Raw genomic sequence first — 13,363 nt, forward strand, 5'->3', positions numbered from 1 at the left:
AGGCGAGAGGGACGCGCTGCGGGAGGGGGCGGTGGAGGGGGTGGGTGCGGAGAGGGGCGTGACGGGTGATTTTCAGACCGCCAACGGCGCCCAGCCATGTGCCCACAGGGTCGGCGGTCCGAAAATCATCCAGCCCCCCGGAGCGCCCACCCCCGGAACCGCCCCCGGACCCACCCACCCTCCCGAAAGCCCACACCCCCACCCCAGCCCCGCGCAGCGGCCCCCACATGCCCCGACAATGGACCCATGCCCGGACCCGCCCCAAAGCTCACCGCCCCCACCTGGCTGACGACCACCGTCACCGCCACCCACGGCGAGCCCGGCCGCCAGTGGCTCGCCGCTCTGCCGACCGCGGTCACCACCCACCTGGCCCGCTGGAACCTCACCCTCGAACGCACCCTGGACCCCGGCGGCAGCCTCAGCCTGATCGCGTACGTCCACCGCGACGACCTCTCCCCCGCCGTCCTCAAGGCCGGACTGGTCACCCCCGAGACCGCCCACGAGCACACCGCGCTCACCCACTGGGCCGGCCGCGGCGCCGTACTGCTGCTCGACGCCGACCCGGCCGCGGGAGTCCTCCTCCTGGAGCGCCTGCACGGCGACATCCCGCTGCGCTCCCTCGCCGAGGCCAAGGCAATGCTGGAGGCCACCAGCCTGCTGCACCGCCTCTGGGTCGAGCCGCCCGCCGGCACCGAGCCGCCCGCCGGCACCGAACTGCCCACCGCCACCGCGCTGCCCACCCTCGCCGACCGGGTCGCCGACACCGCCGCCCGCCTCGCAGAGCACCGCACCCACCCCGCCGCGGCCGCCGCCCAGCCCCTCATCGACGAGGCCCTCGCGACCGCCCGGGCCCTGACCGCCTCCGCCGACGAGAACCTCCTGCTGCACGGCGACTTCCACCACGGCAATGTGCTCGCCGCCGACCGCGCCCCCTGGCTGGCCATCGACCCCCGCCCGCTGACCGGCGAGCGCGCCTACGACCTGGCCCGGCTCGCCCTGGACCGCGCGGACACCCTGATCGGCTCCCCCGGCGCCCCGGCCGCGGTCCGCCGCAGGCTCCAGCAACTCGCCGACGCCCTCGACGTCGACCGGGACCGCCTGCGCGGCTGGACCCTGTTCCGCGCCGTCGACCTGGCCCTTCGCGCACTGGCCACAGGCCGCCTCGAGGACGCCGAACTCCACCTCGAGTTCGCCGACCACCTCTCCGACTAGGACGGGCCCCCGGCCGAACCGAACCCGGCCACATCCCCGGGCCGCCGCAACGGCAGCCGCGCCCCCATCACCGCGTACAGCCGGTCCGTCGCCGGAAACCGCACCGCCCGGGCCAGGTCCTGGTAGCCCAACGCCCGGTAGAGCCGCCGGGCCGGTGTCTCCGCGTCGATCGCCGACAGGATGCTGCGATCCAGGCCCGAGCCCTCGCACAGCAGCCGGATCAGCCGCGAGCCCACACCCTGGCCCTGGAACTCCGGCAGCACGTGCAGTTCGGTGACCGCGAACACGCCGTCCAGCCAGTCCCCGTAGCCCCGGGCGGTCAGATACGGCTCGATGACGGTGCTCCACCAGTGGTCCCGCTGGTTCGGCATCCCGTACCCGAACCCGACCAGCCGGCCGCCGCTCATCGCCCCGAAGGCGATCACCCCGGGCTGCCGGGCGTGCCGACCGACGATGTGCAGCCGGACCGCGACCTCCTCGGGCGTCAGCCCGAACGCCACCGCCTGGACGTCCAGCGCCTGCGGCGCCCAAGCCGCGAGGTCGATGGCCTCGATCGTCACCCCGGTCAGCTGATCCATGCTCCGGACGTTACTACCAGCGGCCCTGTGGCGCGGCCGAAGATCCGAACCCAACAACCGGCGAAACACCGGCGAACCGCGCCCCAACACCGCCCCGCTCCCGGGCACTCGGCTGGACACTCGCCCCGGCACCTGCCCCGGCACTCGCCCCGGCACCCGCCCGGGCCCCCGGCCCGGAACCCTCGGAGCGAGGTCAGAACAGGACGCTCATGAACGCCCCGACCTCCCGGAACCCGACCCGTCGATACGCGGCCCGCGCCCGCAGGTTGAAGTCGTTGACGTACAGCGAGACCACCGGCGCCACCTCGCGCAGCGCGACGTCCAGCACGGCCGCCATCCCGGTCTCGGACAGCCCCTGGCCACGGTGCTCGGGTGCCACCCAGACGCCCTGGATCTGGCAGGCGCCCTGGGTCACGGCTCCGATCTCCGCCTTGAACACCACCCGGCCGTCCTCGGCGAAGCGCGCGAACGACCGCCCGGTGGTGACGAGTTCGGCCACCCGGGCCTGGTAGAGCAGCCCGCCGTCGCCGGCCAGCGGCGACACCCCCACCTCCTCGGTGAACATCGCCACGCAGGCGGGCATCAGCGCCTCCACCTCGTTGCGCCGCACCCGCCGCACCAGCGGGTCGGGCGCGATCTCCGCGGACGGCGAGGAGGTCGCCAACAGCGGCTGGTGGCCCCGGACTTCACGCGCGGGGCCCCAACTCCGTTCCAGCAGGGCCCAGAAGGCGGCGGTCGCCCCGGCCGGGCCGACGATCGAGGAGCAGCGCCGGCCCTGCCGCCGGGCCCGCTCCGCGAAGGCGGCGACGGCCTGCGGCCCGGCGTTGACCAGGACGAGGTTCGCCCCGGCGTAGCAGAGGGCGTCGAGCACGCCGTCCGCGCCGTACCAGCCCCACATCTCCCCGCCGAGCCGCCACGGGTCCAGCCCGACGGCCTCGACCCGGGTCGCGACGAAGGCGTTGGCGACCGGGTCGCGGTGGAGGATCTCCAGGGCGTCCGCCAGGTCTGGCGGTTCCAGCACGCGGGTGGTGGCCAGCGCCCGGGCGGCATGGAAGGAGCTGGGGAGCATCACACCTCGATCGATCATCGAGACAGCACCTCACTGAGACGACTCTGGCCGCACCCTACTCCGTGGCCCCACCCGGCTACGGCCGCGGGGCCGTCCGCGAACGGACGGCCCCGCTTCCGGAAAACTACGCTGCACCCGCATTCGAACCGCTCAGCGGTCACTCCCCGACGACGCGACCGCCCGACGGTCACCCCGCGACGACGCGACCGCCCGACGGCCACCTCGCAACGACGCGACCGCCCGACGGCCACCCCGCGCCCACGTGACCGCTCAGCGGTCACTCCGCGGCGACGACGGTCGGCGAACCGGCCTCGACGCCCTCCTCCTGCATCTGCTCGGCGAGCTTGAGCGCCTCCTCGATCAGGGTCTCGACGATCTTCGACTCGGGAACGGTCTTGATCACCTGGCCCTTGACGAAGATCTGGCCCTTGCCGTTGCCGGAGGCGACCCCGAGGTCGGCCTCACGGGCCTCGCCGGGCCCGTTCACGACGCAGCCCATGACGGCCACCCGCAGCGGCACCTCCATGCCCTCCAGCCCGGCGGTGACCTCCTCCGCGAGCTTGTAGACGTCCACCTGGGCGCGGCCGCAGGACGGGCAGGAGACGATCTCCAGCCCGCGCTGGCGCAGCCCGAGCGACTCCAGGATCTGGTTGCCGACCTTGATCTCCTCGGCCGGCGGGGCCGACAGCGAGACCCGGATGGTGTCGCCGATGCCCTCGGCGAGCAGCGCGCCGAAGGCGACCGCGGACTTGATGGTGCCCTGGAAGGCCGGACCGGCCTCGGTGACGCCCAGGTGCAGCGGGTAGTCGCAGGCGGCGGCGAGCTGACGGTAGGCCTGGATCATCACGACCGGGTCGTTGTGCTTGACCGAGATCTTGATGTCGCGGAAGTCGTGCTCCTCGAACAGCGAGCACTCCCAGAGCGCGGACTCGACCAGCGCCTCCGGGGTGGCCTTGCCGTACTTCTCCAGCAGCCGCTTGTCGAGCGAGCCGGCGTTGACGCCGATCCGGATCGGCACCCCGGCGTCCTTGGCGGCCTTGGCGATCTCGCCGACCTTGTCGTCGAAGGCCTTGATGTTGCCCGGGTTGACGCGCACCGCCGCGCAGCCGGCGTCGATCGCCGCGAAGACGTACTTGGGCTGGAAGTGGATGTCCGCGATGACCGGGATCTGCGACTTCTTCGCGATGATCGGCAGCGCGTCGGCGTCGTCCTGGGAGGGGACGGCGACCCGGACGATCTGGCAGCCGGACGCGGTGAGCTCGGCGATCTGCTGCAGCGTGGCGTTGATGTCCGAGGTGACGGTGGTGGTCATCGACTGGACCGAGACGGGGGCGTCGCCGCCGACCGGCACGTTGCCGACCATGATCTGCCGGGAGTAGCGGCGCTTGGCGAGCGGCTTGAGCGGCAGGGACGGAATACCGAGCGAGATCGCGGTCATGTGCGCAGGGTTCCCCGGGGTTGAGGTGTGGTCGACCGCCCGGCCGTTGGGACGGCCGAGGCCGGGCGCGCGGACGATCGCGCACCCGGCCTCCACGGTACGGCACGGTCAGGGGGCCCAGCACACCCGCCGTACCCGAACGCCCTAGCCGATCTTCACCGGGTTCACCAGGTCGGCCACCATCACCAGCAGGGTGAAACCGATGAAGATGCTGGCCACGACGTAGGCGACCGGCATCAGCTTGGCGACGTCGAACGGGCCCGGGTCGGGCCGCCGGAACAGCTGTGCGAACCGGCGGCGGACCGACTCCCAGACCGCGCCCGCGATGTGGCCGCCGTCCAGCGGCAGCAGCGGCAGCATGTTGAACAGGAAGAGCGACAGGTTGATGCCGGCCAGCAGGTTCACGAAGATCGCGATCCGCTGGGTGGCCGACTCGTGCAAGGAGAAGACCTCGCCGCTGACCCGGGCGGCGCCGACCATGCCGATCGGCGAGTCCGGGTCGCGCGGGGCGTCGCCGACGACGGCGTTCCACAGCCCGGGGATCTTGCCGGGCAGGGCGGCCAGCGACTTCACCCCGTTCTCGGCCATGTCGTACATCCGGTTGACCGACTGCCCGAGGCCGAGCTGGACCGTTTCGCTCTTCGGGGTGAACCCGAGGAACCCGGCCTGGACGGTCTGGCCCTTCACCGGCACGCCGTTGCCGTCGTACTTCTGCACGTCGTTGACGGCGATGGTGGGCGTGAAGGTGAGCTGCCGGCCGCCGCGCTCCACGACGATCGACACCTGCTTGCCCGCCGACTTCCGGATGTCCGCCTGGAGCTGGTCGTAGTCGCGGATCCGGTCGCCGTCGAAGGAGAGCACCTTGTCCCCCTGGCGCAGGCCCACCTCGTTGGCCGGGGTCTTGGGCGCGTCGGCGGGGCAGGTGTCGGTGGGCTGACCGGCCTTGACCACGCACTGGGCGACCGAGCCGATGGTCGGCACCGCCATGGTGACGCCGAAGCCCATCATGACCGTCAGGAACAGCCCGAACGCCAGGACCAGGTTCATGAACGGCCCGGCGAACATGACGATGACCCGCTTCCAGGGCTTGCGGGTGTAGAACAGCCGGCTCTCGTCGCCCTCCTGGAGCTCCTCGTAGGACGCCTCACGGGCATCCTCGATCATTGACCGCCAGGGCGAACTGCTGCGCTTGGTGATCCGGCCGTCCTCGCCCGGCGGGAACATCCCGATCATCCGGATGTACCCGCCGAAGGGGATCGCCTTGATCCCGTACTCGGTCTCGCCCTTCCGGCGCGACCAGATGGTCGGGCCGAAGCCGACCATGTACTGGGGCACCCGGATGCCGAAGAGCTTGGCCGTGGAGAGGTGGCCGAGCTCGTGCCAGGCGATCGAGACGAGCAATCCGACCACGAAGACCAGGATGCCGACCACCGTCAAAACCGTTGCCACCGCTGGTCCTCCGTCATGCCGCTCCGCTCATCGTCTGGTCGTACCGCGATCCGTGCCGTGCCGCGGGCCCGGCCGTGCCGGGCACCGCCGCCGGAGTGGGGCCGTCAGCCCGCCGCCAGCTCGCGGGCCCGGGCACGTGCCCAGTCCTCCGCGTGCAGGACGTCCTCGACGGTCAGGGAAGTTCCCGCCGCCGGGGTCCCGTGCTCGGCCACGACCTTGGCAACAGTGTCCACGATCTCGGTGAAGGCGAGGCGGCCCTTCAGGAAGGCCTCCACGCACTCCTCGTTCGCCGCATTGAACACCGCCGGCGCCGTTCCGCCCAGGGTGCCCACCTCACGGGCCAGCTCGACGGCCGGGAAGGCCTCGTCGTCCAGCGGGAAGAACTCCCAGGTCGCCGCCTTGGTCCAGTCACAGGCGGGCGCCGCGTCCGGCACCCGGTCCGGCCAGCCCAGGCCCAGCGCGATCGGCATCCGCATGTCCGGCGGGCTCGCCTGCGCCAGCGTCGAACCGTCGGTGAACTCCACCATCGAGTGCACCACCGACTGCGGATGGACCACGACCTCGATCCGGTCGAACGGCACGTCGTACAGCAGGTGCGCCTCGATCACCTCCAGGCCCTTGTTCACCAGGGTGGCCGAGTTGATCGTGACGACCGGGCCCATCGCCCACGTCGGGTGCGCCAGCGCCTCCTGCGGGGTCACCCCGGCCAGCTGCTCCCTGGTCCGGGTTCGGAACGGGCCGCCGCTCGCCGTCACCACCAGCTTGCGGACCTCGGCCCGGGTACCGCCCGCCAGCGCCTGGAACAGCGCCGCGTGCTCGGAGTCCACCGGCACGATCTGGCCCGGCTTCGCCACCGCCTTCACCAGCGGACCGCCGACGATCAGCGACTCCTTGTTGGCCAGCACCAGCACCCGGCCCGCCCGCAGCGCGGCCAGCGTCGGCCGCAGGCCGATCGAACCGGTGATGCCGTTCAGCACCGAGTGGCACTCCAGCGCGGCCAGCTCGGTCGCCGCGTCCGCCCCCACCAGCACGGCCGGCAGCGGACGGCCCGCCGCCTTCGCCGCCAGCGCCTCGCGCAGCGCCGGCTCCGCCGCCGGATCGGCCACCGCCACGGTGTGCACGCCCAGCCGCAGCGCCTGCTCGGCCAGCAGCTCCACCCGGCCGCCGGCCGCCGACAGCGCGACCACCCGGAACCGCCCCGGGTTGCGGAGCACGACGTCGATGGCCTGGGTGCCGATCGACCCGGTGGAACCGAGGATCACCAGCTCCCGGGGGCCGGAGGGGTCCGCCACGGTGGGCGTGAAACGAAGCTGCGGGTGGGCGAGCGAAGTCATGCGCCCATTGTGTCCTGTCCGAGACCTTTCCCAGGACGCCCAGGCACACCCGGGCTACCGTCGGACCCATGCGTACCGTCATCGCCGGGGGCCACGGACAGATCGCGCTCGCGCTCGAACGGCTGCTCGCCGACCGCGGCGACCGCCCCGCCGGGATCATCCGCCGCCCCGAACAGGCCCCGGACCTCGTCGCGGCCGGCGCCGAGCCGCTGCTGCTCGACCTGGAGTCCGCCACCGCCCCGCAGCTCGCCGCCCTGCTCGCCGACACCGACGCGGTGGTCTTCGCCGCCGGCGCCGGCCCCGGCAGCGGCGCCGCCCGCAAGAACACCGTCGACCGCGACGCCGCCGTCCTGCTCGCCGACGCCGCCGAACTCGCCGGCGTCCGGCGCTACCTCATGGTCTCCTCGATGGGCGCCGACGCGAACGCCCGCCACCCCGCCGACGAGGTCTTCGAGACCTATCTGCGGGCCAAGGGCGCCGCCGACGACGCCGTGCGCGCCCGCACCTCGCTGGACTGGACGGTGCTGCGCCCCGGGCGGCTCACCGACGGCCCCGGCACCGGCCTGGTCCGCCTCGCCCCCGCCGTCGGCCGCGGCGCGGTCGACCGGGCCGACGTGGCCGCCGTCCTGGCCGCCCTGCTGCACGAACCCGGCACCGCCGGGCAGACCCTGGAACTGGTCGCCGGGAACGCCACCGTCGCCGAGGCGGTCGCCGCCGCGGCCGGACACGGCGCCTGAACGCGCCGCGGGGCCCGGTCCGCAAAACCGGACCGGGCCCCGCGGCGAGCGGTCCCTCAGAGGTCGAGGCCGGTCAGCACCATGACCTTCTCGACGGTGTAGTCCTCCATCGCGTACTTGACGCCCTCACGGCCGACACCGGAGTCCTTGACGCCGCCGTACGGCATCTGGTCGGCCCGGTAGGACGGCGCGTCGCCGATGATCACACCGCCGACCTCCAGCTCCCGGTGCGCCCGGAAGGCGGTCTGCAGGTCGTGGGTGAACACGCCCGCCTGCAGGCCGAACGGCGAGTCGTTGACCGCCGCGAAGGCCTCCTCGACGCCCTCCACCCGGTGCAGCGACAGCACCGGGCCGAACACCTCGGCCTTGGCCAGGATCGCGTCGGCGGGCAGCTCGGCCAGCACGGTCGGGGCGTAGGTCGCGCCCTCGCGGGTCCCGCCGGCGAGCAGCTTGGCACCCTTGGCGACCGCGTCGTCCACCCAGGACTCCACCCGCTTCGCGGCGTTCTCGTCGACCAGCGGGCCGACGTCCGTCGCATCGTCGTTCGGGTCACCGGTGACCTGCGCCGCGACCTTCGCCACGACCTTCTCCACCAGCGCGTCGTAGACCGACGCGTCGGCGATCACCCGCTGCACCGAGATGCAGGACTGGCCGCCCTGGTAGTTCGCGAACATCGCGATCCGGGTCGCCGCCCAGTCCAGGTCCGCCTCCGAGGACCAGTCCGCCAGCACCACGGCCGCGGCGTTGCCGCCCAGCTCCAGGGTGGTGTGCTTGCGCGGCACCGAGTCCATGATCTGGTAGCCGACCTTGTCCGAACCGGTGAAGGAGATCACCGGCACGCGCGGGTCCTGCACCAGGGCCGGCATCCGCTCGTTCGGCACCGGCAGGACCGACCAGGAGCCGGCCGGCAGGTCCGTCTCGGCCAGGATCTCGCCCAGCACCATCGCCGACAGCGGCGTCGCCGGGGCCGGCTTGAGGATGATCGGGGCGCCGACCGCGATCGCCGGGGCGACCTTGTGGGCGACCAGGTTCAGCGGGAAGTTGAACGGGGCGATCCCCAGCACCACACCGCGCGGGAAGCGGCGCACCACCGCGAAGCGGCCCACGCCGCCCGGGTCGGTGTCCAGCCGCATCGTCTCGCCGTTGGTGCGGCGCGCCTCCTCGGCGGCCCAGCGGAAGACCGACACCGCGCGGCCGACCTCGCCGCGGGCCCACTTGACCGGCTTGCCGTTCTCGGCCGTGATCAGCTGGGCGAGCTCCTCGGTGCGCTCCGCCAGCCGCTTGGCCACGTGGTCCAGGGCGGCGGCCCGCTGGTGCGCCGGGGTCGCGGCGAACACCGGCAGCGCGGCCACGGCGGCGTCCAGCGCCTCCTCGACCTGGGCCTCGGTCGGCACGCTGACCCGGCCGACCAGACGGCCGTCCCAGCTGTTGTGCACCTCGAAATCGGCGTCACCGCTCGCCCGGCGGCCGGCGAGCCAGAAATCGTACGTGGTGGTCACCGTGGTACCGGCCCTCTCCTCGTCGTCGTACGGCCCACGGGCGTGGGACCCGAACCCGAGGGTAGGTGCGCGGACCGGCCGACCGGATTGGCCGACTAGGAGCGTTCCGCCCCGGAGCCACTCCACCGCGTCCAGCCGGGGCCGCTACTCCTCACCCCCGCTACTCCTCGCCGGAGCGCAGCGCCAGCCACAGCTCCATCCGCACGTCCGTGTCGTCCAGCGAACGGCCCAGCAGCTCCTCCACCCGACGCATCCGGTAGCGCAGCGTGTGCCGGTGCACCCCCAGGTCCGCCGCGGCGGCGTCCCACTGCCCGTGCCGCGACAGCCACGCCCGCAGCGAGGCCACCAAGTCCCCGCGGGCCGTCCGGTCGTGCTCGCGCAGCGGCCGCAGCAGCCCCTCCGCGAACGCCGTCACCGCGTCCTCACCGAGCAGCGGCAGCAGCGACCCGGCGCCGACCTCCTCGTGGTCCACCGACCGGCGACCACCGCGCAGGGCCACCGCCAACGCCCGCTCCGCCTGCGCGTGCGCCGTCCCCGCCTCCTCCAACGCGGCCGGCGCCGAGACGCCCAGCGACAGGCCCTCGTGCTCCTCCACCGCCCCCAGGCAGGCCCGGTGCACCGCGCCGTTGTCCAGCGCCAGCACCATCAGCCGCGGCCCGTGCGCACCGTCCTCCCGCGCCACCAGCAGCTTCTCGCCCACCCGGGCACCCGCCTGCTCGGCTCGGTCCCCCAGCTCCACCAAGGCCTCCGCGGCCTCCGCGTTCGGCCCCGCCCCGGCCACCAGAACCCTTATCGTCCCCTCCGGCAGACCGCCGAACAGCCCCACCGCCACCTGCCGGGCCGTCGCCACCTCACCCGCCAGCACCATCCGCAGCAGCGCCGCGCCCATCCGCTCCTCGGCCTGCCGCAGCTCGCGCGAACGCTCCAGGGTGAGCGTCAACAGCGCCACCGCCGCGTTCAGCACGTACCGCTCGGTCGGCGTGATCCGGTCCTCGGTCCCGACCGCCAGGAAGCCCCGGGCCCGCCGGTCCGCCCCCAGCGACTGGACCACCACGTAGTCCTCGTCCGCCGTGTCTATCCCCGGCGACCGCCCCTGCAGCGCGGCACTCGACGGCGCCGGCCGCCGGCGCAGCCGGTCCACCTCCGCCGCCAGCCGCCCCGCCCGGCGCGCCGCCCAGTCCGGCGCCACCACCGACAGCGCGCCCGACCCGTCGTACAGCGCCGCCCAGCCCCCCAGCCGGGCCGCCAGCCGGCGCACCACGGCCGTCGTGCCGTCCTTGCCCAGCGCCGCCCGGGTCAGCTCCTCCTGCGCCTCAAAACTCGTCGTCACCGCCTCGTACTGCTCCGCGGCCAGCGCCGCCGACACCACCTTGCTGATCGCGATGAACGGCGTCGGCTCCGGCACCCGCAGCAACGGCAGACCCCGCTGCTGCGCCGCGTCCACCAGCGGCTGCGGCACCTCGGTGTGCGACAGGCCCACCCCCAGGCCCAGCCCGACCACCCCGGCATCGGCCAGCCGGTGCACGTACGCCTGCAACTGCGCCGCCGTGCGGCCCAGCTTGATACCGGTGGTGAGCAGCAGCTCGCCACCCTCCAGGAACGGCGTCGGGTCGTCCAGCTCGCTGGTGTGCACCCAGCGGACCGGCCGCTCCAGGTGGTCCGCACCGGCGAGCACCGTCAGGTGGAGCGAACTGTTGCGGACGACGGAGGCGAGTGTGGGGGGCATGGCACCTTCGGAGGGTCGACCTGACCGCGCCGTTGCGGCCGGGCGAGGAAAGGGCAGTGGGAGCAGTGGGGAGCAGGGGGACTGGTGAGGGTCTCTTCCCCTTCATTATGGACGCCCCGGACAACCGGCACTGCCGAATCCACCTCGAAGGCGACTTCCCCGGGCCCGGCCGCGGACCCGGCTCAGCCGCGCAGGTCCACCAGCAACGGCGGCACCTGCTCCCCCGACACCGCCGTCAACGACACCACCGCGTGCCCGGCCGGCAGCGCGTGCGCCAGATCCGACGGCGACCACCTGAGCCGCTCCACGTCCCGCGTCGTCACCGACTCCGTCTGCGCCGTCGTCCCCGACAACGCCTTCCGCCCGAGCCGCCCGGCCCGACGCACGACCCCACCGGAGGTGTCGGGGGTGTGGGTCACCGCGGTCTCCTGCACCAGGTGCGTCCCCCAGGCCTCCGAGAACAGCCGCCCGTCCCAGGGCGCGATCCCGGGGAAGGCCACCCGGCAGCCCACCGCGCCGAACAGCGGCGCCCGCAGCGCCTCCGGCAGGTCCACCAGGGTGCGCAGCAGCAGCACCGCACCCGCGTTCGCACCGCGCATCCCCTGCAGACCGCGGACGGTGCCGGCGTCCAGCGCCGCCGAGGCGTCGTCCACCACCAGTCCGGCGAACAGCGAACGGTCCTCCCGCGCACCGGCCGCCTGGACGAACTGCCCCACCACCAGCCGGGACAGCATCCGGGCCGCCTCCGGGTGACTGCGCTCGGGCAGCTTCACCCGCACCCGCAGCGGGTGGTCCAGCACCCGCATCGCGAACGGGGGCCGGCCCGTCCCGTCGGTCGCGAAGGCCCCCTCGAAGGCGGGCCGCTCCAGCAGCCCCAGCCGGTCCGCCAGCAGCGCCCCCGGGTCGTCCGCCCGGTCCCGCTGGCGCTCCCGGTACTCCAGGTCCCGCTCGTACGCGGCCAGCCGACCCGCCGTGCCGAGCGCCTTCACCAGCGCCGCCAGCGCGTCCGGCTCGCCGCCCAGCAGCGCCCGCAGCTCGCGGACCCCCGGGTAGCGGCGGTACGCGGCGTGGAACGGGCCCACCACCTGCTGCAGCGCCACCCGGGCGTTCTCCGCGCGGGCGGTCAGCTCGTCCGGCAGCAGGGCGTCGGCCAGCCGGGCCGCGGCCTCGTCCGGGTCCCGCGCCGCGCCGTACAGGTCCAGCCCGTACACCGAGGCCGGGTCACCGGGCGCGATCACCACGTCGTACCAGGAGTCCGGGCCCAGGTCGGCCTCCGCCGCCCCGACCACCACCGCGCACGCGGTACCGGCCAGCGCCTGCAGGCACAGCGCCTCGGCCACCGGCCGGGCCAGCCGTGCCGTCTTCCCCGTCCCGGCCGGGCCGACCGCCAGCAGCGAGGTGCCCAGCACCGCCGGGTCCAGGGCGAAGTCCGCCGCCCGGTGGCTCAGCGGGTTCTTCGGCACGTCCTGCGCCACGCCGAGGCAGACCTGGCCCAGCAGCAGGTCGTGCCGCCGCGCCCGGCCGGGCAGCTCGCGCGCCTCGGACGGGTGGGCGAAGGCCGCCGCGCCGCGTGCGGCCACCTGCTCAGTGAACACGGGAACGAACGCCGGGTCCGCCTGCGCGGACTCCCAGGCGCGCTGGATCCGCACGTAGTCGACGTCGCCGACCGCCTCGGCCTCCAGCCGGGCCGCCGCCTCGAACGCCCCGCCCCGCCGCAGCCCGTCCCACGGGTCCCGCCCCCGGACCGCCTCCGCCGCCACCGCCCCGTCCTCCTCGGCGGGCTCCGCGTGCGTCACCGTCCGCGACAACAGCGGGGCGACGTAGCGGCGCCAGACCTCGGGCCAGCGGCCCATCCGGCCGAAGACCTTGATCACCACGCCGAGCACCAGGACGTTGGCCACCAACAGTGTGAACATGGCCTCCGCCTCGGAGGGCGAGGCGAGCGGCCCGATGCCCGCCTGCCCACCGAACCAGACGAGCACGTACATGAAGAGTTGAGTGCCGTACAAGTACGCGAACCACCCCACCACCGCGTTGAGCGCCGCCCGCAGCAGCAGCGGCCAGGTGGGGACGCGGGCGGCCTCCGCGCGTTCCGGGTCGATGCGGCGGTAGCCGAGGCGGTAGACGCCGGGTTCGGCCTCGGGGCGCGGGGCGGTGGCCCAGGCGGCGAGGTCGAAGGCGCCGCCCGGGGCGGTGGCCGGGCGTTGGTGGGGGACGGGGGTCGGGGGTCTGGTGGTGGTGTGGTCGACCTGGTGGTGTGACCCGTCCTGTGCCATGTACGGCCCCGCTCCCTCGCCCGCCCGGCCCGACCGCCGTCGGTG

10 protein-coding genes are annotated in these 13,363 nt (G+C 74.0%); 2 read left to right on the top strand and 8 right to left on the bottom strand.

Annotated elements, in window-relative coordinates:
• Window positions 1–246: 246 nt before the first annotated feature.
• Entirely contained in the window at window positions 247–1,212 is a 966-nt protein-coding gene (locus tag AB0F71_RS38010) for an aminoglycoside phosphotransferase family protein (RefSeq protein ID WP_360245249.1), read from the top strand.
• On the opposite strand, the gene AB0F71_RS38015 is transcribed toward AB0F71_RS38010, so the two are convergent.
• The 5 genes from AB0F71_RS38015 to dxr all read right to left on the bottom strand — a co-directional run bounded on the left by AB0F71_RS38015 (window position 1,209) and on the right by dxr (window position 7,080).
• The gene (locus tag AB0F71_RS38015) at window positions 1,209–1,790 is read right to left on the bottom strand and encodes a GNAT family N-acetyltransferase (RefSeq protein ID WP_360245252.1); all 582 of its coding nucleotides are present in this window, start codon (window positions 1,788–1,790) and stop codon (window positions 1,209–1,211) included. The genes AB0F71_RS38010 and AB0F71_RS38015 overlap by 4 nt on opposite strands.
• Window positions 1,791–1,983: 193 nt before the next feature.
• Window positions 1,984–2,859, bottom strand: coding sequence for a GNAT family N-acetyltransferase (locus tag AB0F71_RS38020; protein WP_360245312.1), 876 nt, complete (start codon window positions 2,857–2,859; stop codon window positions 1,984–1,986).
• A 277-nt stretch (window positions 2,860–3,136) separates the two neighbouring features.
• Window positions 3,137–4,297: a flavodoxin-dependent (E)-4-hydroxy-3-methylbut-2-enyl-diphosphate synthase gene (gene ispG, locus AB0F71_RS38025; RefSeq protein WP_360245255.1), complete on the bottom strand. Its 1,161-nt coding sequence runs from the start codon at window positions 4,295–4,297 to the stop codon at window positions 3,137–3,139.
• A gap of 144 nt (window positions 4,298–4,441) precedes the next feature.
• The gene (locus tag AB0F71_RS38030) at window positions 4,442–5,746 is read right to left on the bottom strand and encodes a site-2 protease family protein (RefSeq protein WP_360245258.1); all 1,305 of its coding nucleotides are present in this window, start codon (window positions 5,744–5,746) and stop codon (window positions 4,442–4,444) included.
• A 104-nt stretch (window positions 5,747–5,850) separates the two neighbouring features.
• Window positions 5,851–7,080 (bottom strand): 1-deoxy-D-xylulose-5-phosphate reductoisomerase, encoded by a 1,230-nt coding sequence (dxr, locus tag AB0F71_RS38035; RefSeq protein ID WP_360245261.1) that lies wholly within the window; start codon window positions 7,078–7,080, stop codon window positions 5,851–5,853.
• A 68-nt stretch (window positions 7,081–7,148) separates the two neighbouring features.
• Here dxr and AB0F71_RS38040 point away from each other — a divergent pair, with 68 nt between their 5' ends.
• Complete coding sequence (locus tag AB0F71_RS38040; RefSeq protein WP_360245264.1) at window positions 7,149–7,817, top strand: NAD(P)-binding oxidoreductase; 669 nt, start codon at window positions 7,149–7,151, stop codon at window positions 7,815–7,817.
• A gap of 56 nt (window positions 7,818–7,873) precedes the next feature.
• Here AB0F71_RS38040 and AB0F71_RS38045 read toward each other — a convergent pair whose 3' ends face one another.
• From AB0F71_RS38045 to AB0F71_RS38055, 3 genes are all read right to left on the bottom strand, one after another.
• Window positions 7,874–9,316 (bottom strand): aldehyde dehydrogenase family protein, encoded by a 1,443-nt coding sequence (locus AB0F71_RS38045; RefSeq protein ID WP_360245267.1) that lies wholly within the window; start codon window positions 9,314–9,316, stop codon window positions 7,874–7,876.
• Window positions 9,317–9,476: 160 nt separating this feature from the next.
• Window positions 9,477–11,042: a PucR family transcriptional regulator gene (locus tag AB0F71_RS38050; RefSeq protein WP_360245270.1), complete on the bottom strand. Its 1,566-nt coding sequence runs from the start codon at window positions 11,040–11,042 to the stop codon at window positions 9,477–9,479.
• A 182-nt stretch (window positions 11,043–11,224) separates the two neighbouring features.
• Entirely contained in the window at window positions 11,225–13,318 is a 2,094-nt protein-coding gene (locus tag AB0F71_RS38055; protein ID WP_360245273.1) for an ATP-binding protein, read from the bottom strand.
• Window positions 13,319–13,363: the final 45 nt, after the last annotated feature.

The sequence above is a fragment of the Kitasatospora sp. NPDC028055 genome (genome assembly GCF_040637885.1).
GTDB lineage: Bacteria > Actinomycetota > Actinomycetes > Streptomycetales > Streptomycetaceae > Kitasatospora.